This window comes from Candidatus Thiodiazotropha sp. AKIB8, assembly GCF_058244675.1.
Window position 1 is genome coordinate 16314 of the sequence record NZ_JBSYOO010000056.1, and the last position, 22567, is coordinate 38880.

Below are 22567 nucleotides of genomic sequence, written 5' to 3' on the forward strand. Positions count from 1 at the left end.
TTGTGTTGTTATATCTGACCGAGTGGCTGGTTCAGTTCGATGGTGGTTTTCGTGTCTTCCAGTATCTCACTCTGAGAACCATTCTCGGTGTACTGACAGCACTGCTGATCTCACTGGCTCTGGGACCGGTAATGATTCGCAGATTGAGTTTTCATCAGATTGGGCAGACGGTCAGGAATGATGGCCCCGAAACCCATTTCTCCAAAGCAGGCACACCGACCATGGGGGGCGCACTGATCCTTGTGGCGATCGCAATTGCGACTCTGCTTTGGGCAGACCTGGATAACCGTTATGTCTGGATTGTGCTGATAGTGACCCTGATCTTTGGTCTGATCGGTCTGGTGGATGACTATAAAAAATTGGTTTTAAACGACCCGAAAGGGTTGGCTGCCCGATGGAAATATTTCTGGCAGTCGGTGGCTGGTCTGGGGGCTTCAATTGTCTTCTTCACCACAGCGACTTCACCAACAGAGACAGCGCTGCTGATCCCCTATGTGAAAGATGTCTCCCTGGACATGGGGCCGTTGTTCATTCTCTTCAGTTATCTGGTCATTGTCGGTTCATCAAATGCAGTCAATCTGACTGATGGACTTGATGGTCTGGCGATTCTTCCAACTGTGATGGTGGGTGGTGCGCTAGGGGTGATCGCTTATGTCACCGGCCATGCAGATTTTGCCACCTATCTGAAGATTCCTCACCTGCCGGGTGTTGGTGAACTGATGGTGTTTTGTGCTGCGTTGGTCGGGGCAGGCTTGGGCTTTCTCTGGTTCAACACCTATCCCGCTCAGGTGTTTATGGGTGATGTGGGTGCATTGGCGCTGGGTGCGGCATTGGGTGTGGTGGCCGTTGCAGTACGGCAAGAGATCGTGCTGTTCATCATGGGTGGAGTATTCGTTATTGAGACAGTTTCTGTGATGTTACAGGTGGCCTCTTTTCGATTAACCGGTAAGCGGATTTTTCGTATGGCGCCACTGCATCACCATTTTGAACTTAAGGGTTGGCCCGAACCTCGGGTCATTGTTCGTTTCTGGATCATCACTGTGATTCTGGTGTTGGTCGGATTAGCGAGTCTGAAGATACGTTGATGTCAGAGCAAACGACAGTGCAGGGAAAGACTTTGATTGTCGGTCTGGGCAAGACCGGGCTCTCCTGTGCCCGCTATCTTGCTGCGCAGGGGGTCTCACTGGCGATGACAGATAGTCGTGAGTCGCCTCCCGGTTTGGAGGCATTGCGTCAGGAGCTACCCGACATGGCCCTGTTTCTTGGCGGCTTCCAGGCAGAAGTTTTTGAGGCTGCAAGTCGTCTGGTAGTGAGTCCGGGGTTGGCACTGGATCATCCACTTATTCAGGCTGCCAAGCAGCGTGGTGTGGAAGTGATCGGTGATGTGGAGTTATTTGCCCGGGCTGTGAAGGCACCAGTTGTGGCGATCACGGGTTCAAATGGTAAGAGTACAGTCACCTCCCTGCTAGGTGAAATGGCCCGCACTGCCGGTATCAAAGTTGCCGTGGGCGGTAATCTGGGAGAGCCAGTGCTAGATCTGCTGGATGATGATGTGGCGCTCTACATTCTTGAACTCTCAAGTTTTCAACTGGAGAGTACCTTTTCTCTGAAACCCAGAGCTGCGGTTGTGTTGAATGTTTCAGCTGATCATATGGATCGCTATCGGGATCTGGATGACTACGCTGAAACCAAAGCAAAGATCTACCAACAGGCCGAGATACGGGTCGTCAATCGAGATGATCCAAGAGTTATGGCCATGGCCGAAGAGTACAGTTTGCTGCTCGGTTTTACGCTGAACACACCGACTGGTAGTGACTTTGGTCTGCATGAGTTGGATGGTGTGAACTGGTTGTGTGAAGGACATAGTCCGTTGATGCCTGTCAGTGAGTTACGGATTCCTGGTCGTCATAACACTGCCAATGCCCTCGCGGCTTTGGCCCTGGGCAGTGCTGCAGGATTTCCACAAAACGATATGCTGGCAGCACTGCGTATTTTTAAAGGCTTACCCCATCGGACCCAGTGGGTTGCAGATAAACAGGGACTTCGTTGGTTCAACGACTCTAAAGGCACGAATGTAGGTGCGACCATCTCAGCTCTGCTCGGGCTTCATCCTGAGCAGGGAGATAGTCGCACTGTGTTGATTGCCGGCGGTGACTGCAAAGGCGCCGAGTTTGCAGATCTGATTCCGGTTGTGAAGCAGACTGCGAGGGGTGTAGTGCTGATTGGCCGGGATGCGCCTGAGCTTGCGGCTGTGTTGCAAGGGCAGGTTGAGTTGGTGAATGCAGGCAGTATGTCGGAGGCTGTGGCTGAGGCCTCTAAACTGGCTCTTCCTGGTGACCGGGTGCTGCTCTCTCCGGCTTGTGCCAGTTTCGATATGTTCACCGGTTTTGAAGCTCGGGGTGAGGCGTTCATAGAAGCGGTGGAGGCGTTTGTCCAATGACAGATAAGCGTCCCCAGGCCCAGGATGCCCGTGCCAGCAGATCCCCGGAACCAAGCCTCGACTGGTGGCTGCTTGGTGCCTCCGCACTATTGTTGGGATTTGGTTTGGTGATGGTAGCCTCGTCTTCGATGACGGTGGGAGAGCGTCTGGCTGGCTCCCCGTTCTTTTATGTCTACCGTCACCTGTTTGCGATGCTGCTTGGTCTGATCGGTGCGGGACTGTTTTTTGGGGTTCCCATGGAGCAGTGGCGAAAAGCGGGTCCGATGTTGGTTTTTCTCGGAATTATTCTACTCATCATTGTGCTTATCCCCGGGGTGGGTAAGACAGTCAATGGCGCCACCCGGTGGGTGCCTTTGGGTGTCTTCAATCTACAAAGCTCCGAATTTATGAAGCTCTTTATGGTGCTCTATATCGCAGGTTATCTTGTGCGTCGGCAGGATGAGGTGGCTCGTTCCTTCTGGGGTTTTGCCAAGCCTATGCTGCTGTTGATTGTAACCAGCGCGATGATTCTTCTGCAGCCTGATTTCGGTACCACAGTGGTGCTGTTCGCGACAGCGCTGGGTATGCTTTTTCTGGGCGGAGTGGTGCTCTATCAGTTTGTTACTCTGATCCTGTTCTCATTGGCATCCGGGTTTGCACTGATCTTTTTTTCACCCTATCGCTGGCAGCGAATGACCACCTTCCTGAATCCCTGGGATGATCCTTTCAATACCGACTTTCAACTCTCCCAGGCGTTGATTGCCTTTGGTCGAGGGGAGTTGTCCGGCGTGGGTCTTGGCAACGGTATCCAAAAACAGTTCTACCTGCCAGAGGCTCATACCGACTTTATCATGGCAGTGGTGGGTGAGGAGTTCGGCCTGCTCGGCACATTGGGGATTATTGCTCTGTTCGCTTTCATTACCTGGAGAGCCTTTCAGATTGGTGTCAGAGCGGAAGCTGCAGGTCAAAGATTTTCAACCTATACAGCCTATGGCCTGGGTTTGTGGCTGGGTATGCAGGCATTCATCAATATCGGCGTGAATGTCGGCATGTTGCCAACCAAGGGCTTGACGCTCCCGTTCATGAGTTATGGCGGTAACAGCATTATTGTTGTCTGCTTGATGATCGCTCTATTGTTACGCATCGATTATGAGTCCCGACGCACAGTGGGACGCAACACCAATGGGAGGCGATCATGGAGCCTCATGTGATGGTCATGGCAGGTGGTACCGGAGGGCATCTTTTTCCGGCATTGGCTGTTGCCAAATGGTTGCAGGATCACGGTTGCAGGATTACCTGGCTGGGAAGCAGTGGCGGCATGGAGAACAGGCTGATTCCTGAATATGGCTATCCCCTCCAGACTCTGGAAGTGAAAGGTATTCGTGGTAGTGGCTTCAAACGTCGGCTCATGGCGCCATGGGTGGTTGGTCGGTCGTTCATCCAGGCTTATCGCCTGTTGCGACAGGTTGAGCCGCAGCTGGTGTTGGGGATGGGGGGATTTGTCACCGGTCCAGGGGGTGTTGCAGCACGGGTGATGAAGATTCCTTTGGTGATTCAGGAACAGAATGCTATTCCGGGATTGACGAATCGTATTCTGGCCCGCTTTGCCAACAAGGTTTTCGAGGCCTTTCCTGGCAGCTTTGGCGCTGAGGCCCAGGCTGAGACTGTGGGGAATCCCGTACGTCAGGAGATTGTTGATCTTGAGCCGCCAGAAGTTCGTTTCAAAGGGCGAAGTGGCCCGATCAGGCTGTTTGTGCTGGGCGGCTCACTGGGTGCCCGCGCACTGAATCAAACACTCCCCAAGGCTTTGGCGCTGATGCCACAAGAGAGTCGTCCAGTGGTTCGTCATCAGGCTGGTGAGAAGCTGTTGCAGGAGACGATCGAATGCTATCGAGACCAGGGTGTCGAAGCGGAGATCAAGGCCTTCGAAAAGGATATGGCCGAGGCTTACGCCTGGGCTGATCTAGTGCTATGTCGAGCAGGGGCGCTGACGGTTACCGAGTTGGCGACAGCCGGATTGGGGGCGATTCTTGTGCCTTACCCTCATGCAGTGGATGACCACCAGACCCACAATGCACAGTTTCTGGTTCAGGCTGGGGCGGCGCAACTGCTGCCGCAACCGAGTCTGAATCCACGTGATCTTGCTGCACAGATTGCTGATCTGGGCGCTGACCGAAACACACTGCTACAGATGGCTCAGGCTGCGCGACAACAATCCCGTCCGGATGCTGCTGCCAATCTGGGACGTTTTTGCCTGGAGACCATTGAGTCATGAGTGAACAGCTGCGACGTCGCCACAACCCGAACAGCATGGGGCGCATGCGCCATATCCACTTTGTGGGTATCGGTGGCGCAGGAATGAGCGGTATTGCTGAGGTGATGATCAACCTGGGGTATCAGGTATCAGGTTCAGACCAGAAAGAGAGTGGTGTAACCCGTCGGCTCTCATCCCTCGGGGCTCATGTCTATCTGGGGCATCAGGCAGCGAATATTCAAGGCGTTGATGCTGTCGTGACTTCCAGCGCAGTGAAAGAGGATAACCCCGAGGTGGTGGAGGCCAGGAAAGGTCGAATTCCTGTGGTTCCAAGAGCTGAGATGCTTGCAGAGATCATGCGCTTTCAATTTGGTATCGCTGTGGCGGGTACTCATGGAAAGACAACCACCACCAGTCTGGTGACCAGTGTATTGGCACAAGCCGGTCTCGATCCAACCTTTGTTATCGGTGGGCGACTCAACAGTGCCGGAGCCAATGCCCGGCTGGGTGAGGGTGAATACCTGGTGGCAGAAGCTGATGAGAGTGATGCCTCTTTTCTCTATCTGCAACCGATGCTGGCGGTGGTGACAAATATCGATGCCGACCATATGTCGACCTATGGTGGCGATTTCAACCGCCTGCGGGGTACTTTCCTGGAGTTTCTTCACCACCTGCCTTTCTATGGCCAGGCGGTGATGTGTGTTGATGATCCTGTGGTCAGAGAGTTGTTGCCCGAGGTGACCCGTCCAATCACCACCTACGGCTTCAGTGATGATGCTGATGTAATGGCAAGCGATGTTCGCAGTGAAGGTCTGAAAACCCACTTTAATCTGCACGCAAATGGTTTAGAAAAGCCTTTAGAGATGACCCTCAATCTTCCCGGTCGACATAATGTTTTGAATGCCCTGGCAGCAGCCAGTGTGGCGCTGGAACTCAACATTGAGGGAGAGGATATTCAGGTTGCCCTGGATAAATTCGCAGGTATTGGCCGTCGTTTTCAGACACGCGGCGACTGCCGGGTGAATGGCAAGAATGTAATGCTTGTGGACGATTACGCGCACCATCCCAGAGAGATTCAGGCAACCCTGGAAGCAGTGCGTGAAGGCTGGCCTGAGAGGCGTCTGGTGTTAGTTTTTCAACCCCATCGTTACACCAGAACTCAGGAGCAGTTCGAGGATTTTGTGCAGGTTCTTTCGAAAGCTGATCTTCTGGTTTTGACCGAGGTATATGCGGCGGGTGAAGAGCCCATTCAAGGTGCAACCGGGCGTGACTTGAGTCGTGCAGTGAGAGTGCGAGGCCAGGTTGATCCAATCTTTATGGAACCGGTGACAGAGTTGCCGGAACTGTTGCAGGGATTAATCAAGGATGGGGATATCGTTCTGACCATAGGGGCAGGCAGTATCGGTGCAGTAGCAGCCGAATTGCCCACGCAACTTTGTGAGGAGGCCAACTGATGGCACAGATCTTTGACATGAAACGATTGCACCATGGGTGCGGTGAGTCTTTGCAGTGCAACCTGCTTGATCTGCTGATTATGAACAAAACCGGCAGCCAGGAAAGTCTGCAAGAGCAACGAAACGGCAGCCAGAAGCAGAAACTGAACAGAGTGGATCAAAAGCCCATGAGGTTCTGGGGATGATGCCAATTATGGAGCCACAACAGCTGCGTGGTGAACTGCGAAAGGATGAACCCCTTTCGCGGCATACCACTTGGCGTGTTGGTGGTCCCGCAAAACGCTTCTACCGGCCAGCGGATAGAGAAGACCTGATCTCTTTTCTGAGTCAGCTGGATCGTGATGAGCCGCTCTTCTGGTTGGGATTGGGCAGCAATTTACTGGTCAGGGATGGTGGCTTTAATGGCACTGTAATCGCCACTCAGGGATCGTTGGGGGTGTGCGAACTGTTGGATGATAAGCGGATCTATAGCGAGGCCGGTGTTTCCTGCGCGAAGATCGCCCGGATGGCAGCGCGAGCGGGTCGCTGTGGTGTCGAATTTCTAGCGGGTATACCCGGAACCCTGGGTGGTGCGCTGGCAATGAATGCCGGCGCTTTTGGGGGTGAGACATGGCAGCGTGTGTTTAAAGTCGAGACAGTGGATCGTTTCGGTGAAGTGCATCAACGGCAAATCTCTGACTTCGAGGTTGGCTATCGCCAGGTCAAGGGGCCAGCTGGTGAATGGTTTCTTGCCGCAGAACTCTCTCTGCAAGAGGGGAATGTGGAGGCTGCCCAGCAGAAGATCAAAGGCCTGCTGGAGCGACGCTCTGCAACTCAGCCAACAAGCCTGCCCAGCTGCGGTTCGGTTTTTCGTAATCCGCCTGGCGATCATGCAGCACGTCTGATCGAAACAGCAGGTCTGAAAGGGAGAACACTTGGGGGTGCCCAGGTTTCAGAGAAACACGCCAACTTTATTATCAATACCGGCCAGGCTACAGCCGCCGATATTGAGAACTTGATAGCACTGGTTCAGCGCGAAGTCGCAGTCCATGCTGGTGTTGATTTGGTGACTGAAGTCCACAGGATTGGGGTGCCAGAATAGATGGTCAGCATGATTGAAAAGTTCGGCAAAGTGGCAGTGCTTATGGGAGGAGGTTCCGCTGAGCGGGAGATCTCCCTGAAAAGTGGTAATGCCGTTTTGTCAGCCTTGCAATCCAGTGGAGTGGATGCCCACGGCATTGATGTAGACAAAGACATTCTTAAGAGACTCGAAAATGAGGGATATGAGCGGGTCTTCATCATGCTTCACGGACGGGGTGGAGAGGATGGTTTGATGCAAGGTGCTCTGGAGATCCTTGGACTGCCCTATACAGGAACAGGGGTGCTTGGGTCAGCCCTTGCAATGGAGAAACATCGCACCAAAGCACTATGGCGGGGTATGGCCCTGCCAACCCCGGATGCAGTGTTGATGCAACAGAGTGAAGACCTGGAACGAGCCGATGCACTGGGATACCCGTTGATGGTAAAGCCCAGCGCTGAGGGCTCGAGTATTGGTATGAGCAAGGTGGAAGACCGGAATCAACTTCAGCAGGCCTGGGAGAGAGCACGGGAGTACGACACACGGGTGCTGGCTGAGCGCTGGGTGGAAGGTGCTGAATATACTGCCGCGGTTTTGAAAGATGAGATGTTGCCTTTGATCCGTTTGGAAACGCCACATCAGTTTTATGACTATCAAGCCAAATATGCTGCGGATACCACCAGTTATCACTGTCCTTGTGGTCTGCCTGAAGCAGAGGAGAAAAAGCTTCAGGCACTTTGCAGACAGGCCTTTGATGCTGTGGATGCCAGCGGTTGGGGCAGGGTGGATCTGATGCTTGATCAAGATCAGCAACCCTGGCTGATTGAAGTCAACACCATACCCGGTATGACCGACCATAGTCTGGTGCCGATGTCTGCAAAAGTAGCTGGATACTCATTCAATGAGTTGGTGCTGCATATTCTTGAAACCACGCTTGAGGCGAAGCGATAGAGATGAATACAAAGCGCCATAGAGCAAAAGAGCAAAAAACGGTCACTCTCACTGAGAAGAGCATGGTTTGGCTGAAACCTGCATTGATGACTTTGATCGTGTTCTCGCTACTTGTGTGGGGAGGCAAACAACTCAATGATCCTGGCGTGATGCCTGTGCGGACAGTGGGTGTAGACGGAGAGATGCGCTTTATCAAAAGAGAGCGTTTGGAGCAGGTCGTGGCGCAGGCAGTGAATGGCAGTTTTTTCAGTGTCGATTTAAAACGCATGCAGGAACATATCGAACGTATGCCTTGGGTCAAACGTGCCAGTGTACGTCGGGTCTGGCCCGATACCCTGAGAGTTCAGGTCACCGAGCATACGCCACTGGCCTATTGGGGAAAAGAGGCGATGGTCAGCCAGTTGGGAGTGGTCTTCACACCAGAACTACTGCCTGAATTGAAAGGTTTGGTGAAGCTGGTGGGTGAAGCCCAGCATGCCAAAACCATAACCCGGGAGTTTCAACGCATGCACACCCTGCTTGAAACCATCGGATTGAAATTGACCCATGTCTGGGTGGATGCACGACAGGCATGGCGTATCAAAACAGACAATGAAGTAACTCTGCAATTGGGGCGGCGGGATGTAATACCGAGACTGACGCGTTTTGTGCGTCTCTATCCGGATCTTATAGCCCAGCGGGGTCGTCAGCCAGGTGAAGTCGATTTGAGGTATACGAACGGCTTTTCTGTGCATTGGGTGCCAGATGAAGAGCAGACCGCGCAGAGCATGGGATCTATTGGGAATGGTGCGATATCGAGCAGTACAGATTCCCACTACAAATTGAGGACAACGGGCGAAAGTCACGGGTAGATGTAATGACAAAACGAAGTGAGAAAAACCTGATTATCGGGCTCGACATCGGCACCTCAAAGGTGGTGGCAATTGTTGGCGAGATTAAAGCGGACAATGGAATCGAAATCATTGGAATCGGCTCCCACCCCTCCCGTGGCTTGAAAAAAGGTGTGGTGGTGAATATCGAATCCACAGTGCAATCAATTCAGCGTGCCGTAGAAGAGGCAGAGTTGATGGCGGGTTGTGAGATTCACTCGGTCTATGCAGGCATTGCCGGTAGTCATATCCGCAGTCTCAATTCTCACGGGATTGTCGCCATCAAAGACAAAGAGGTGAGTCAGAGCGATGTGGAGCGGGTGATTGACGCAGCTCGCGCAGTTGCGATCCCGGCGGACCAAAAGATTCTGCACATCCTTCCCCAGGAGTTCATCATCGATGAGCAAGAGGGTATCCGGGATCCTGTCGGTATGTCCGGGGTACGCCTGGAGGCCAGGGTTCATATGGTTACCGGTGCAGTGAGTGCGGCACAGAATATCGTTAAATGTGTACGGCGATGTGGACTTGAAGTTGATGATCTGATTTTAGAGCAGCTGGCCTCCAGCTACTCGGTACTGAGTGATGATGAGAAAGAGCTGGGTGTCTGCCTGGTCGATATTGGTGGTGGAACAACCGATATTGCTGTTTTCACTGGCGGCTCCATACGTCACACCGCAGTGATCCCCATCGCGGGAGACCAAGTGACAAATGACATTGCTGTGGCCCTGCGTACACCGACACAGCATGCAGAAGATATCAAGATTAAATACGCCTGCGCTTTAACCCAGCTGGCAACCAGCGATGAGACCATCGAGGTGCCCAGTATTGGAGAGAGACCACCGCGCAGGTTATCCCGTCAGACTCTGGCGGAGGTGGTTGAACCAAGATACGAAGAATTGATGACCCTGATCCAGGCCGAACTGCGACGTAGTGGCTTTGAAGATGTTATTGCTGGCGGTGTAGTGCTGACTGGCGGCAGTTCAAAAATGGAGGGGGTGATTGATCTTGCGGAAGAGGTCTTTCACATGCCGGTGCGATTGGGTGTGCCGCAATATGTCAGTGGATTGGCTGATGTAGTGCGGAATCCTATCTATTCGACTGGTGTGGGATTGTTATTGTTCGGTCAACGAAACCGGGCCCAAGGGGGACGGGAGTTGGCAAATGAGGGAAGCCTGAAAGCAATTTGGGAAAGAATGAAACATTGGTTTCAAGGCAATTTTTAAGATTTTTTATTGACATCTGTTAGGCGCGACAGACGCGGAGGTAGACCATGTTCGAATTGATGGATACACACAGTCAAAATGCTGTGATTAAAGTAATTGGTGTTGGCGGCGGTGGCGGAAACGCTATAAACCATATGCTAACGGGAGAGATTGAGGGTGTCGATTTCATCTGTGCTAACACAGATGCCCAGGCACTTCGCAATAGTGAAGTACGTACCTTGCTGCAGTTGGGTTCAGATATCACCAAGGGATTGGGTGCTGGAGCTAACCCGGAGATTGGACGACAGGCTGCTCTGGAGGATAGAGACCGGATCGAGGAGGCACTTGATGGTGCCGATATGGTCTTTATCACTGCCGGCATGGGGGGTGGAACAGGTACTGGTGCTGCACCTGTGGTAGCTCAGGTGGCAAAGGATCTGGGCATCCTGACAGTGGCCGTGGTGACCAAGCCCTTCGGCTTTGAAGGGGGGAAACGGATGAGGATTGCAGAACAGGGTATGGAAGACCTGGGAAAACATGTCGACTCTCTGATCACCATTCCCAACGAGAAGCTTCTAGCGGTTCTGGGCAAGGAGATGAGTCTGCTGAATGCCTTCAAATCTGCCAACGATGTGCTCCTGCACGCTGTTCAGGGTATCGCGGAGCTGATTACCCGCCCTGGCCTGATCAATGTGGATTTTGCCGACGTGAAAACGGTTATGTCCGAAATGGGGGCTGCCATGATGGGCTCCGGTGAAGCCAATGGTGACAATCGGGCACGGGAAGCCGCAGAACGAGCCATCCGAAGTCCGCTGCTGGAAGATGTCAATCTGGCCGGTGCGAAAGGCATACTGGTCAACATCACTGCAGGACTCAATCTGGCAATTGGCGAATTTGATGAAGTCGGCACAACTGTACGTGAATTTGCAGATGACGATGCCACTGTGGTGGTCGGAACGGTAATCGATCCGGATATGCAGAATGATATGCGCGTGACCGTTGTGGCAACCGGGCTGGGCATGGGTGAACGAGCCACAACGGAGTTACCAAAACCTGCAAAGGTAGAGGATCTGGCACCAGTCAAATTAATCGATAGCGAAGATCCACAGCAGGTTCCGGATGACTATCGGGAGCTTGATCGACCCACAGTGTTGCGAAATGGCAACAGCGGTCGCAGTGCTGCGGTGGCAACTGCAGATGGCAACCTGGACTACCTGGATATTCCTGCCTTTTTACGTCGCCAGGCAGATTAGTGTAGAATCTTCCTGGTTACAGTGAGATGACAGGTTTTGGTCGCGTGTTTCAATAGGTTGGGAATATAACTGTTTTTACAGTTCTCCCACCTGTGGTAGCATTCGCGCTTTTTTCTGGGGCAAATACCCGGTTTCGTTAATGGGAGCTGCGAGTCGATGATTTGGCAACGTACGTTGAAGAATGTGATACGCGCTACAGGTGTAGGGCTGCATACCGGGGAGAAGGTATACCTTACCCTGCGACCTGCTGCTCCTGATACAGGGATTATTTTCAGGAGGGTAGATCTCGATCCGCCGGTTGAGATTCGTGCATGTGCTGAAAATGTCGGAGATACGCGTCTCTCCAGTACCCTGGTTCAGAATGGGGTGAGAGTCTCCACTGTAGAACATCTGCTCTCAGCCTTGGCTGGACTGGGTATCGATAATGCCTATGTGGATGTCAGCGCTGCAGAAGTGCCGATCATGGACGGAAGTGCCGGACCTTTTGTTTTTCTGCTGCAGTCTGCGGGCGTCGAAGAGCAAAACAAGGCCAAGCGGTTCATCCGTATTAAACGTAAAGTGGAAGTGCAGGAAGGCGACAAGCGCGCCTGTTTCGAACCTTTTGATGGCTTCAAAGTCTCTTTTTCCATCGACTTTGACCATCCTGCATTCAAGGAACGTTCTCAATTTGCCACGATTGATTTCTCATCTACCTCTTTTGTCAGAGAGGTCAGTCGGGCGAGAACCTTCGGCTTTTTACGTGATATCGAGATGTTGCGGCAGAAGGAGTTGGCCTTGGGCGGCAGCCTGGACAATGCGGTAGTGGTTGATGACTACCGGGTAATGAACACAGATGGTCTGCGTTACGAAGATGAATTCGTAAAGCATAAGATCCTGGATGCAATTGGTGACCTCTATCTGCTGGGACACAGCCTGGTTGGCGCCTTTAGCGGGCACAAATCCGGACATGCCTTGAACAACCGCCTGCTGCGTGAGTTGATTCTGCAGGAAGATGCCTGGGAGGAGATCACCTTTGATGAGCCTGAAAATGCACCGATCTCTTACATGCAGCCTGCACATTTGACCGCGACTTAAATAACCAGGCTATCAAGCCTCTCCGGTGTTTAACCTGGGTGGCTTGATAGCATCAACCTCCCGTCACGCTACTCCCCATGTCTGCTCAGCTTCAGCAGAGCCTCGCTCAATTTGGGGTCACTGATCGAAGCCGCTGTATGGCGCAGCATTTCACTGTTTTCACTACTCAAGCAGCGCATCCTCTGTTTTGGCCTCGACGGAGCGGCAGATTGGTTGGGTAGTATGCGTGTGCGTACCCTTTCAATCGTCAAGCCCTCTCTTTTCAGCTGAGCAATCAGTTGTGGTGTGGCATAGCGTAACCGGCTCGCCCAGACAGGGGAAGATACGAATAGACTGAGGGTGCCTGCCTGTAGCACGGTAGCCTTTAACTGTTGATCCAAAGGTGCAGGCAGGTTCGACCTGACTCGCTTGCAGAGTGCGTCGTAATCAGCCAGTTTCCGACCTAACTTCGCAGGGGTCGAGCTGCGATCAACGATGTTTCTCAGCGATTTCATAGCGCGAGCTTAGAGCAGATTTAAAGAAAAAACATCACATTTTCTTTGGAAAGTGGTAAAGTTCGAAGGTTTTTGACCGAAGAAGTGTAGTAGAACAGTCTGACTTTGATGATTATTTAGTAATGAAAATCATATATTTACGTGGTGCTGGACAAGATTATGGGGTGGCCTCCAGGTGGCTCCTGCCTGCTGTTTTTCTGGGACTTGCTCTCCTGTTTGGCATGGCAATGTTGTGGGCTGGTTATCAAATGGGGGTCAGTGATACTGAATTCCCTGAACATCAGCTTGTTACCAGTCTGAAGAACAGTTTCGACCGGGAGCGTCTGCTTCTGGAGGATGCTAAACGGGATACCCAGAGTGGGATAGATGCATTGGCGATCCGGGTTGGCCAGATTCAATCCCAGTTGCTGCGTCTAGATGCGCTCGGCGAACGTTTAGTGACTATTGGTGGGTTGGATAAGGGTGAGTTCAGTTTTGAAATTGCGCCCGCACTTGGTGGACCTGACGCAAAATCCTCACTCAGTCAGGCTTCGGCACTCCCGGATCTTTTGCTGGAGATGGCACAGCTGGAAGAGATGATCGACCATCGATATCAACAGCTTAATCTGGTCGAGGATCTGATTATGAATTCGAATCTTGAGGATTCGCTTCATCCTGCAGGTCGTCCAGTGAAAAAAGGCTGGATCTCATCCTACTTTGGCATGCGTAATGATCCTTTTACCGGTAAGCGGGCAATGCACAAAGGCATGGACTTCGCTGGCAAGGATGGATCAGATGTGGTCGCTGTGGCTGCGGGTGTTGTCACCTGGGCCGATGATCGCTATGGCTACGGCAAATTGGTCGAAGTCAATCACGGTAAGGGTTATATCACCAGGTATGGACACAATTCTGAGGTGGTGGTAGAGATTGGTGATCGGGTCAAGCAGGGGCAGGTGATTGCCAGAATGGGCTCCACCGGTCGTTCAACAGGGCCTCATGTCCATTTTGAAGTGGTGCGTAACGGCAAAATTGTCGATCCCACAAAATATATTCTATCGAAACGAAATAAAAGTTGATTCTCAGGGTTTCTCTCTGGTTTTACGACTCCCTGAAGCTGTGATGGCTGTAATAGGCCACTCATTTGGCACTCTTTGACAGGTTAACCCAGACCAGCGGTTGAATTGCCAGCCGTTGACCCCCACTTATGGATCTAATAATACAAAGCGTGTCCTTCTTCATCACCACTGCATGCTGTATGATCGCAAACATTTCGCATTCTGACGGAAGCCCCGATTAATGGTTAGTAAAATCTTTACAAAGATCTTCGGCAGTCGTAATGATCGACTGGTAAAACGAATGACTAAAACGGTCTCCCAGATCAATTCTCTGGAGTCCGAAATTGAAAAGCTCTCGGAAGAGGCGCTGCAACAGAAAACATCGGATTTCCGTGCCAGGCTGGAAGCGGGGGATTCACTGGACAGCCTGATGCAGGAGGCGTTTGCCGTCGTCCGAGAAGTTGGGCGGCGAGTGATGCAGATGCGTCACTTCGATGTACAGATGATCGGTGGCATGGTGCTGCATCAGGGCAAGATCGCAGAGATGCGTACCGGTGAGGGTAAAACCCTGGTGGCAACCCTGGCAGCTTACCTTAATGCCTTGCCCGGCAAGGGTGTCCATGTGGTGACGGTGAACGACTACCTGGCGCGTAGAGACGCAGCCTGGATGGGCAGAATCTACCACCATTTGGGATTGAGCACTGGGGTAATCAACTCGTCCGGTGGCATGGGGCCGGATAGCTCATCCTTTATCTACGACCCTGAATACGATGGTTCAAATGGTGGTTACCTGCATCTGCGTCCAGCGACCCGCCGTGAGGCATACGGAGCAGATATCACCTACGGTACGAATAATGAGTATGGCTTTGATTATCTACGAGATAATATGGCCTTCAGTGCCGATCAGCGGGTGCAGCGCCCACCTTTTTTCGCGATTGTCGACGAGGTTGATTCGATACTCATCGATGAGGCGCGTACGCCACTGATTATCTCTGGGCCTACAGATGATTCCTCAGAGCTCTACAAGGCAGTCAACCATATAATTCCTCGCCTGACTCGTCAGGACCCGATCACCAATGAAGAGGGTAAACCCGATTTTGGCCCTGGTGATTTTTCAGTGGATGAGAAGGCCCGTCAGGTCTATTTCAGTGAAGAGGGCCACCAGCATGTAGAAGAGATGCTCACCGAAGCGGGTCTTCTGGAAGAGGGCGCGAGTCTCTACGATAGTGGCAACATCATTCTCATGCACCACGCCAACGCGGCGCTGCGCGCACACGCCTTGTTTCAGCGCAATGTGGACTATATCGTCAAAGATGGTCAGATAATCATCGTCGACGAGTTTACCGGCCGTACCATGCCCGGTCGCCGTTGGTCGGATGGTCAGCATCAGGCTGTTGAGGCAAAGGAAGGGGTTGAGATTCAGAATGAAAATCAGACCCTGGCATCGATTACTTTTCAGAACTACTTCCGTCTCTATAAAAAACTCTCCGGCATGACCGGTACTGCAGATACTGAAGCCTTTGAATTTCAGCAGATCTACGGTCTGGAAGTGGTGGTTATTCCAACCAACCAACCGATGATCCGTAAGGATATGGGCGACCTGGTCTATCTCACCCCCGAGGAGAAGTATCAGGCGATTCTGGAGGATGTTCAGGATTGTGTGAAGCGGGGGCAGCCGGTTCTGGTTGGTACGGCATCGATTGAGTCTTCTGAGCTGGTTTCAGAGCTGCTTGAGAAAGCGAAAGTACCGCATAAGGTACTGAACGCCAAACATCATGAGCAGGAAGCTGCAATTGTCGCCCAGGCCGGGCGTCCAGGTGCTGTGACCATCGCCACCAACATGGCGGGCCGTGGTACCGATATCGTGCTCGGCGGTAACCTGGAGACCGAACTCGAAGACTTGGGTGAAGAGCCAGGCAGTGATGCAGTGAAAGCGCATACCGAGTCGTGGGGTAAGATTCACAAACAAGTGTTGGAATCGGGTGGGCTGCACGTTATTGGTACTGAGCGTCATGAGTCCCGACGTATCGATAACCAGCTTCGTGGCCGTTCCGGACGTCAGGGAGATCCCGGATCAAGCCGCTTCTATCTCTCTTTGCAGGATAACCTGATGCGGATCTTTGCATCCGATAAAGTGGGTGGTCTGATGCAGAAGCTGGGGATGGAAAAAGGCGAGGCGATCGAACACCCGTGGGTCTCCCGAGCAATTGAGAATGCTCAACGCAAAGTGGAAGGACGCAACTTCGATATTCGAAAGCAGTTGCTTGAGTATGACGATGTCGCCAATGACCAGCGCAAAGTGGTCTATGAGCAGCGCAATGAGTTGATGGATACCTCGGATATCTCCGATTCCGTTACAGCTCTGCGTGAAGATGTGCTGGATCAAGTGTTCCATGCCCATATTCCCCGTGACAGTATTGAAGAGCAGTGGGATGTACCTGGGTTGAGTGAGGCTCTGGCTGAGGCATTCAGTGGCGAATGGCCGATACAGAGTTGGCTTGATGAAGATAGTGATCTGCATGAAGAGACCCTCAAGCAGAAGATCATGCAGACTCTGATCTCAGGGTATGAGGAGAAGCAGGCACTGGTTGGCGAAGAAAATATGCGCCAGTTTGAAAAGGCGATGATGCTGCAAACCGTGGACGGCCACTGGAAAGAGCATCTTGCGGCGATGGACTATCTGCGTCAGGGCATTCACCTGCGGGGCTATGCTCAGAAAAATCCTAAACAAGAGTACAAACGTGAAGCCTTTGCCATGTTTTCCAGCATGCTGGATAGCATCAAGCTGGAGGTGACAACCTTGCTCTCCAAGGTTCAGGTACAGATGCCTGAAGAGTTGGCCTTGCAGGAGCAGCAATCCAGAGCGGATGAGTTTGAGTTCAAACATGAGACTTTTGAAGGGCTCTCTGGTGGATCTGAGTCTGGAGAGGCGGAGCAGGAGCACGACCCATCTCAGCAGCCCTTTGTTCGTGATGGGCGTAAGATTGGCCGTAATGAGCCCTGTCCCTGCGGTTCAGGCAAAAAATATAAGCAGTGTCATGGCAGATTGAGTTGAGATGGTTGATTCAGGGTTTTCAGTTCCAGGTGTAAGGCTTGGAGTAACTGCTGCAGAAATTCGCTATCAAGGCCGAAATGACCTGTTAGTCATCGAGTTGGTAGATGGCGCGGAGTGTGCGGCAGTATTCACGCGTAATGCATTTTGTGCTGCACCTGTGCAGCTGGCAAAGGATCATCTACAGCGGGGCGCCCCCAGGCTGCTATTGATCAACTCTGGAAACGCCAATGCAGGAACTGGCCAACAGGGCGTTGATGACGCTGTACGCTGCTGCCAGGAGCTGGCTGATCTAGCTGGTTGTGAAACTTACCAAGTAGTGCCATTTTCAACCGGAGTAATTGGCGAACTTCTACCTGTTGAGCGGATGCTGCAAGCTTTTCCAAATGCTCTAGAGGGATTGACCAAAGAGGGTTGGGAGTCGGCATCTCGAACCATTATGACTACGGATACCCGGCCAAAGCTGGCCTGCCGTAGTTTTGACGTGGATGGTGTCAAGGTCCAGGTAACCGGTATGGCTAAAGGGTCTGGCATGATTCGTCCGGATATGGCCACCATGTTGGCCTATGTGGCCACCGATCTGAAGGTCTCCCCGGATCTGTTGCAAAACTGTCTCAATCTTGCAGTAGCCCCCTCATTCAACAGCATTACTGTCGATGGCGATACTTCAACCAATGATGCCTGTGTGCTGATTGCCAGTGGCGCAAGTTCTTTGCCTCCAGTGACAGATGAGCAGTCACCTGTCTATCAACAACTGGCGCAGATGGTGCTTGAAATCTGCATGGAACTCGCCAGGGAGATCGTTGCTGATGGTGAGGGTGCTACCAAACTTGTTGAAGTGGAGGTTGTTGGCGCAAGCAGCGTGAAAGAGGCCGAGGATGTGGCCTATACCATAGCCCACTCTCCTCTGGTAAAGACTGCGCTGTTCGCCTCTGATCCGAATTGGGGAAGAATTCTGGCGGCGGTAGGCCGTGCCGGTGTCGAGAATCTGGTGATTGATGACGTGAGGATCTGGCTGGATGATCTCTGTATCGTTCGTCAGGGTGGACGGGCATCCGATTATACGGAAGAGGCGGGTCAAGCTGTGATGCAGCGTTCTAACATTACCATTCGTGTCGAGCTGGCTCGGGGTGATGCCTCAACAAAGGTACTGACCTGCGACCTATCCTACGATTATGTGAAAATTAATGCAGAATATCGTACCTAGTGTGGAAAGTTCGGTAACCCTCAGCTGGTCCAAAAGCCCCATTTTTAAAGCTCATCCAGGCTACCTTATAAAGCAAAGATGTGGGACACTCGTAAAAATATTCCACCATATTCCAAGAATATGAGAAGTTTTATGTGGAGCGCCAAATTACCATCGTAGTTTTTTCTTATTAGGACTTGACAGGTTTTTTGGAAGTAACCAGCATGGCACGCATACCGAAGCAGGAAATCTCCGTTAGCCTGTATTGTGCTTCGTTAACAATTATCAACCTGGTTCCACTCTGAGTTAACATCGATGGTCATTCAAGTCGCTGCTGCTGCAATTTTCGATACCTGTGGCAGGGTATTGGTCAGTAAGCGGGCTGAGCATACGCATCAGGGTGGTTTATGGGAGTTTCCCGGCGGAAAATTAGAGCCAGGGGAGAGCGCTGAAGCTGCACTTTCCAGAGAACTCAAAGAAGAGCTCGGAATTATTCCCACTGAATATGAGCCGCTGATCAGAATAAGACATGCTTATGATGAGCGGGAGGTAGTACTCGATTTTTTTCGTGTCGCGACCTATCGGGGTGAGGCAGCAGGGTTGGAAGGTCAGCCTCTGCGTTGGCTGCTACCTGACGAGATGGTGCCTGAAGAGTTCCCTGCCGCAGACCGTCCAGTCATCACCGCACTGCAACTGCCAAAACGCTATCTGATTACTGGATCAGATCCAAGTGATTCCACGGCTTTTCTGCAAAGTCTGTCTGATGCGATAACACAAGGTATTCAGCTTGTACAACTGCGCGCCCATCAATTATCGGATGCGGCTTATCGGCAATTGATGAGTGAAGCGCTTGCTATGTGTCGGTCGAGAGAGGTTAAGCTACTACTGAATCGCGCTGAAAGGGTTTTGGATTGGCATGGGGAAGCGGATGGTATCCATCTAACCTCTAGGAATTTAATGTCACTTTCCCGGCGACCATCAGGATCTGGGGTGATTGGTGCATCCTGTCATCAGATGGATGAGTTGAAAAAGGCAGAAAGCCTTGGGCTCGACTATGTACTGCTTTCACCTGTTCAGGTCACCGCTTCACACCCGGCAGCTCCAAGCCTTGGCTGGTCAAGTTTTTCTGCCTGGGTGGATCAGGTTAACCTGCCGGTTTATGCTTTGGGTGGTATGAGAGCAGATGACCTGCCTCAAGCGCTATCAAATGGTGCTCAGGGTATTGCCGGTATCACTACTTTTTGGTCTCAGTCGTTAAATCCATAGTCTTCAATCAAACGCTTTAAGGCCTCGATCTTCTCCTCTGAATGATCAATAAATTCGAGTCCGGAGTCATAAAATGCTGTGTTTATATCTTTTGAGCTCCAACGGCATATTGCTTTGAAATTCAAAAATTTAAGTTCATCTTCGCTCTCTGGGAGGTTGATCTTGAGGCTAAGTTTTTCGCCAGTCGGTATCGGTTTTTCACCAATCAACATCATGCCTTGGGCGTTGATATCAACCACTTGGCCCAAAGGTGTATTGTTTTCTGAATTCCAAACTCTCAGGTAGTAGATCAGGTGGCGACGTTTAACTGTGCGTCGGTCTTCGGGCTTCAGCTCGTTCGCATGGATGTGCTCTGTGGGCGTTTTTATATACATCTTTTAAACCTGATCAGTGATATGGTTTGGCTGGATCGTCGACGGAAATTGATTGAACAGGACAACCAGATTGGATCGACTCTCACTGTATGATAGTGGCTGATAGAGATTCTGCAATCAAGGATAATTGATCTTCATCAAACAATCGGAATATCCTACTATTAACCCGGTGAGCAAATAGATTACTTTCAGAGCTTCAAGCATGTTCTTGATCATGACGCGGCTCACTGCGGCTGAGAGTTAACTATTTGGTCGTCTGTTTAATAAGCTCAAATAAGATTCCATTAAGTCCAAAAGTGGAAATTAAATCTTAAACGAGATATTAAATTTAGTGCAGCATAAGAAGTGTCTGGATATGATGTTCTGCTGTTTGTAGACAGATTGTGCCGGGTTAATAAATATTGCAAAGCATGTAGAGCGGAGTTTATAGAGAGGGTGTTAGTGTCAGGGAGCTGCTCTGTCTTGCATTTAAGGAAGACATGCCATGTTTAAAAAATTCTTCGAACAGAGCTTACTAGCCAATTCGGAGTATCAACAGGCGTTAGTTCGTCTGGGTATCTGGTTTTTTTGCTGTTTCTCAATGTGGTTTGCAATTAAAACGAATCACTATTCAGTTGATTTGCCACTGCTTATTGCCCTCTATTCCACCTATTTTACCTACTTTATTTTGCTCTTGATCAGTATTGTGATCTGGCCAAAAATGCCCTACCGGGTAGATGTCGATCTTATAGTTGATATCAGTGCAACCAGTCTGGCGATATTCCTGACATCAGATGCATTCAGCCCTTTCTATCTGATTTATCACTGGATCTATATCTCATATGGCATCAGATATGGCGCCAGGCAGCTGTTGATCGCTTCGGTACTGAGTTTCATCTCCTACAGTATGCTTCTTATCTATCTGCAACAGTGGCAACAACACATTCTGGAAGCCTTTGTTTTTGTACTATTGCTACTTGTCATTCCAGCCTATCAGTACGCCCTGTTGCGCCAACTGCACCAGGCTAAGCACGAGGCTATGTTGGCCAAGAAGGCGAGAGGTAATTTCCTTGCGACCATGACACATGAACTGCGTACCCCACTGGTTGGTGTAATGGGTATGGCCAGATTACTGCAAAATACACCACTGGATGCGGAACAAAAGGAGTATGTGCAATCCATTAATGGCTCAGTGAGACTGCTCAGGTCAATGATCAGCGACGTACTTGATCTGTCGAAAATAGATGCCAACAAGTTGGAGTTGACTAACGAATGGTTCGATATCTACGAATTGGTAAAGAATATCTCCTCAAGTCTGGCCTCAGAAGCCCAAGGGAAGAAGCTGGAGATGTACTGTTGGATCGATCCTGAACTACCTCAACAATTGTATGGTGATCGACTCAGAGTCACTCAGATTCTGTTCAATATGGTGGGTAATGCAATAAAGTTTACTGACCAAGGATATGTCTGTTTGCGGGTCAATTTGTCAGAAGGGAGTGCTGAAGTTCCAGCCCGCCATATCCTGTTTGAGGTTGAAGACAGCGGGATAGGTATCCCAGAGGAGAAATTAGCTGAGATTTTCAATGCCTACTGGCAGGCGGATGAGAGCAATCAGCAGAAACGTTTTGAAGGTGCGGGTCTTGGTACCTCGGTGATTCGGGATCTGACACGTTTGATGAAGGGGCAGGTTAATGTCATCAGTAGCCCGGGAGAAGGAACTAAATTCAGTGTTCGTTTGCCCTTGCTGGGAGATGAAACTACTAACGAGGCCTATCAGGAAGTAGTGCCGATGGCACAAAAATACCCACTGCTGAAAGATAAAAAAGTACTGATTTATGATCAGGATCCCAATGCCATGCAGATACACCTGCAGATTGTTGATGAGCTTGGTATGAAGGCACTATCAGCAAATGAGTTGAACCGCTTTTGCCGACAGCTTGATAAGAATCCAGATTTTCTATTGGTTTGTGATTCGTTCAATGACAACGCCATCAAGCAGGTTACCCGCTGCGTCAACACAAAAGAACCTTCGATTCCAATGATTTTGGTGGGCTATCGTACTGAAAATCTCAGTTATGCCTCGATCAGTACGCCAGTCTTGATTAAGCCTTTTCTCAGTATGGATCTGGCTCAGACAGTGATGGATCTTTTAGTCCCTTATTATGAACAGAGTTCTGATATCAGTGAGAATCGTGATCAAGGTATTAATGATCGCGCCATTAACATATTACTTGCAGACGACAATGTTATTGCTTCAAAGGTGTTGGCAACTCTACTGAAGCAGCGTGGGCATCAGGTCAAAGTGACCAGAAACGGCAAGGAGGCTTTACAGGCACTTAATGAGAAAGAGTATGAGCTGGCGTTTATCGACTTGTGTATGCCTGATGTGGATGGCATAGAGTTCACTCGTCTCTACAGGGAGCGGGAATCCCAAAGCCGATATATGACTATCTATGCCCTGACTGCGAATAGTGTCGAGGATATGATGGAGCTATGTATTCGGGTTGGTATGGATGGTTTTCTCACAAAACCGGTCGAGCCTGAGGTGTTGGACAGCATCATAGAGCGCCACCTCAATGGCCGAACCGATGCCAAGCACTGGTTGCCAGCCCCAGGCTGAACGCGGTTAACCCGCATTCGGCCTGTAGT

The 22567-nt window shown here is 51.1% G+C and carries 19 protein-coding genes; 17 read left to right on the forward strand and 2 right to left on the reverse strand.

Annotation, left to right across the window (positions count from 1 at the left end; genetic code table 11):
* Positions 1 to 2: 2 nt before the first annotated feature.
* From mraY to lpxC, 12 genes are all read left to right on the forward strand, one after another.
* Positions 3 to 1085: a phospho-N-acetylmuramoyl-pentapeptide-transferase gene (gene mraY / locus AC4IFB_RS20525; RefSeq protein ID WP_490778140.1), complete on the forward strand. Its 1083-nt coding sequence runs from the start codon at positions 3 to 5 to the stop codon at positions 1083 to 1085.
* Positions 1085 to 2440, forward strand: a complete 1356-nt coding sequence (gene murD, locus AC4IFB_RS20530) for a UDP-N-acetylmuramoyl-L-alanine--D-glutamate ligase (protein ID WP_490781176.1) — start codon at positions 1085 to 1087, stop codon at positions 2438 to 2440. The genes mraY and murD overlap by 1 nt, the downstream gene beginning before the upstream one ends.
* Complete coding sequence (gene ftsW, locus AC4IFB_RS20535; RefSeq protein ID WP_490778138.1) at positions 2437 to 3630, forward strand: putative lipid II flippase FtsW; 1194 nt, start codon at positions 2437 to 2439, stop codon at positions 3628 to 3630. Before murD ends, ftsW begins: the two co-directional genes overlap by 4 nt.
* Positions 3615 to 4694 carry an undecaprenyldiphospho-muramoylpentapeptide beta-N-acetylglucosaminyltransferase gene (gene murG / locus AC4IFB_RS20540; protein WP_490781177.1) on the forward strand — a complete coding sequence of 360 codons (1080 nt, stop codon included), beginning with the start codon at positions 3615 to 3617 and terminating at the stop codon, positions 4692 to 4694. Before ftsW ends, murG begins: the two co-directional genes overlap by 16 nt.
* Positions 4691 to 6127 (forward strand): UDP-N-acetylmuramate--L-alanine ligase, encoded by a 1437-nt coding sequence (gene murC, locus AC4IFB_RS20545; protein WP_490778136.1) that lies wholly within the window; start codon positions 4691 to 4693, stop codon positions 6125 to 6127. The genes murG and murC overlap by 4 nt, the downstream gene beginning before the upstream one ends.
* Positions 6127 to 6312 carry a hypothetical protein gene (locus tag AC4IFB_RS20550; protein WP_490778135.1) on the forward strand — a complete coding sequence of 62 codons (186 nt, stop codon included), beginning with the start codon at positions 6127 to 6129 and terminating at the stop codon, positions 6310 to 6312. Before murC ends, AC4IFB_RS20550 begins: the two co-directional genes overlap by 1 nt.
* A complete protein-coding gene (gene murB, locus AC4IFB_RS20555) occupies positions 6312 to 7208 on the forward strand; it encodes a UDP-N-acetylmuramate dehydrogenase (RefSeq protein ID WP_490778156.1) in 897 nt (298 codons plus the stop codon). Before AC4IFB_RS20550 ends, murB begins: the two co-directional genes overlap by 1 nt.
* Positions 7209 to 8135 carry a D-alanine--D-alanine ligase gene (locus AC4IFB_RS20560; RefSeq protein ID WP_490781178.1) on the forward strand — a complete coding sequence of 309 codons (927 nt, stop codon included), beginning with the start codon at positions 7209 to 7211 and terminating at the stop codon, positions 8133 to 8135.
* A gap of 2 nt (positions 8136 to 8137) precedes the next feature.
* Complete coding sequence (locus tag AC4IFB_RS20565; RefSeq protein WP_490781179.1) at positions 8138 to 8986, forward strand: cell division protein FtsQ/DivIB; 849 nt, start codon at positions 8138 to 8140, stop codon at positions 8984 to 8986.
* Positions 8987 to 8991: 5 nt separating this feature from the next.
* Positions 8992 to 10227, forward strand: coding sequence for a cell division protein FtsA (gene ftsA / locus AC4IFB_RS20570; RefSeq protein ID WP_490778132.1), 1236 nt, complete (start codon positions 8992 to 8994; stop codon positions 10225 to 10227).
* 47 nt (positions 10228 to 10274) lie between these two features.
* Positions 10275 to 11459 (forward strand): cell division protein FtsZ, encoded by a 1185-nt coding sequence (ftsZ, locus tag AC4IFB_RS20575; RefSeq protein WP_490778131.1) that lies wholly within the window; start codon positions 10275 to 10277, stop codon positions 11457 to 11459.
* Positions 11460 to 11615: 156 nt separating this feature from the next.
* Positions 11616 to 12533 (forward strand): UDP-3-O-acyl-N-acetylglucosamine deacetylase, encoded by a 918-nt coding sequence (lpxC, locus tag AC4IFB_RS20580; RefSeq protein ID WP_490778130.1) that lies wholly within the window; start codon positions 11616 to 11618, stop codon positions 12531 to 12533.
* Positions 12534 to 12601: 68 nt separating this feature from the next.
* Here the strand turns inward: lpxC and AC4IFB_RS20585 are convergent, their stop codons facing one another.
* Entirely contained in the window at positions 12602 to 13027 is a 426-nt protein-coding gene (locus tag AC4IFB_RS20585; protein WP_490778129.1) for a DciA family protein, read from the reverse strand.
* Positions 13028 to 13149: 122 nt separating this feature from the next.
* Here AC4IFB_RS20585 and AC4IFB_RS20590 point away from each other — a divergent pair, with 122 nt between their 5' ends.
* The 4 genes from AC4IFB_RS20590 (at position 13150) to AC4IFB_RS20605 (ending at position 19565) form a co-directional block, all read left to right on the forward strand.
* Positions 13150 to 14082 carry a M23 family metallopeptidase gene (locus AC4IFB_RS20590; protein ID WP_490781180.1) on the forward strand — a complete coding sequence of 311 codons (933 nt, stop codon included), beginning with the start codon at positions 13150 to 13152 and terminating at the stop codon, positions 14080 to 14082.
* 220 nt (positions 14083 to 14302) lie between these two features.
* The gene (gene secA / locus AC4IFB_RS20595; RefSeq protein ID WP_490781181.1) at positions 14303 to 17116 is read left to right on the forward strand and encodes a preprotein translocase subunit SecA; all 2814 of its coding nucleotides are present in this window, start codon (positions 14303 to 14305) and stop codon (positions 17114 to 17116) included.
* A 1-nt stretch (position 17117) separates the two neighbouring features.
* Positions 17118 to 18320 carry a bifunctional glutamate N-acetyltransferase/amino-acid acetyltransferase ArgJ gene (gene argJ / locus AC4IFB_RS20600; protein ID WP_490781182.1) on the forward strand — a complete coding sequence of 401 codons (1203 nt, stop codon included), beginning with the start codon at positions 17118 to 17120 and terminating at the stop codon, positions 18318 to 18320.
* Positions 18321 to 18614: 294 nt separating this feature from the next.
* Positions 18615 to 19565 (forward strand): Nudix family hydrolase, encoded by a 951-nt coding sequence (locus tag AC4IFB_RS20605; protein WP_490781183.1) that lies wholly within the window; start codon positions 18615 to 18617, stop codon positions 19563 to 19565.
* On the opposite strand, the gene AC4IFB_RS20610 is transcribed toward AC4IFB_RS20605, so the two are convergent.
* Complete coding sequence (locus AC4IFB_RS20610) at positions 19547 to 19939, reverse strand: PilZ domain-containing protein (RefSeq protein WP_490778124.1); 393 nt, start codon at positions 19937 to 19939, stop codon at positions 19547 to 19549. The two genes, AC4IFB_RS20605 and AC4IFB_RS20610, sit on opposite strands and share 19 nt — an antisense overlap.
* Before the next feature lie 484 nt (positions 19940 to 20423).
* Between AC4IFB_RS20610 and AC4IFB_RS20615 the strand changes: the two genes are divergently transcribed.
* On the forward strand, positions 20424 to 22538 hold the full coding sequence (locus AC4IFB_RS20615) for a response regulator (protein ID WP_490781184.1): 2115 nt from the start codon (positions 20424 to 20426) through the stop codon (positions 22536 to 22538).
* Positions 22539 to 22567: the final 29 nt, after the last annotated feature.

Bases quoted from the DNA above. Each gene is read 5' to 3' on its own strand.
- AC4IFB_RS20605 (WP_490781183.1), top strand. From the start codon at position 18,615: ATGGTCATTCAAGTCGCTGCTGCTGCAATTTTCGATACCTGTGGCAGG.
- AC4IFB_RS20615 (WP_490781184.1), top strand. From the start codon at position 20,424: ATGTTTAAAAAATTCTTCGAACAGAGCTTACTAGCCAATTCGGAGTAT.
- ftsW (WP_490778138.1), top strand. From the start codon at position 2,437: ATGACAGATAAGCGTCCCCAGGCCCAGGATGCCCGTGCCAGCAGATCC.
- AC4IFB_RS20610 (WP_490778124.1), bottom strand. From the start codon at position 19,939: ATGTATATAAAAACGCCCACAGAGCACATCCATGCGAACGAGCTGAAG.
- AC4IFB_RS20585 (WP_490778129.1), bottom strand. From the start codon at position 13,027: ATGAAATCGCTGAGAAACATCGTTGATCGCAGCTCGACCCCTGCGAAG.
- lpxC (WP_490778130.1), top strand. From the start codon at position 11,616: ATGATTTGGCAACGTACGTTGAAGAATGTGATACGCGCTACAGGTGTA.
- murC (WP_490778136.1), top strand. From the start codon at position 4,691: ATGAGTGAACAGCTGCGACGTCGCCACAACCCGAACAGCATGGGGCGC.
- AC4IFB_RS20590 (WP_490781180.1), top strand. From the start codon at position 13,150: ATGAAAATCATATATTTACGTGGTGCTGGACAAGATTATGGGGTGGCC.
- murG (WP_490781177.1), top strand. From the start codon at position 3,615: ATGGAGCCTCATGTGATGGTCATGGCAGGTGGTACCGGAGGGCATCTT.
- murB (WP_490778156.1), top strand. From the start codon at position 6,312: ATGCCAATTATGGAGCCACAACAGCTGCGTGGTGAACTGCGAAAGGAT.
- ftsZ (WP_490778131.1), top strand. From the start codon at position 10,275: ATGTTCGAATTGATGGATACACACAGTCAAAATGCTGTGATTAAAGTA.
- murD (WP_490781176.1), top strand. From the start codon at position 1,085: ATGTCAGAGCAAACGACAGTGCAGGGAAAGACTTTGATTGTCGGTCTG.
- argJ (WP_490781182.1), top strand. From the start codon at position 17,118: ATGGTTGATTCAGGGTTTTCAGTTCCAGGTGTAAGGCTTGGAGTAACT.
- secA (WP_490781181.1), top strand. From the start codon at position 14,303: ATGGTTAGTAAAATCTTTACAAAGATCTTCGGCAGTCGTAATGATCGA.
- ftsA (WP_490778132.1), top strand. From the start codon at position 8,992: ATGACAAAACGAAGTGAGAAAAACCTGATTATCGGGCTCGACATCGGC.
- AC4IFB_RS20550 (WP_490778135.1), top strand. From the start codon at position 6,127: ATGGCACAGATCTTTGACATGAAACGATTGCACCATGGGTGCGGTGAG.
- AC4IFB_RS20565 (WP_490781179.1), top strand. From the start codon at position 8,138: ATGAATACAAAGCGCCATAGAGCAAAAGAGCAAAAAACGGTCACTCTC.
- AC4IFB_RS20560 (WP_490781178.1), top strand. From the start codon at position 7,209: ATGGTCAGCATGATTGAAAAGTTCGGCAAAGTGGCAGTGCTTATGGGA.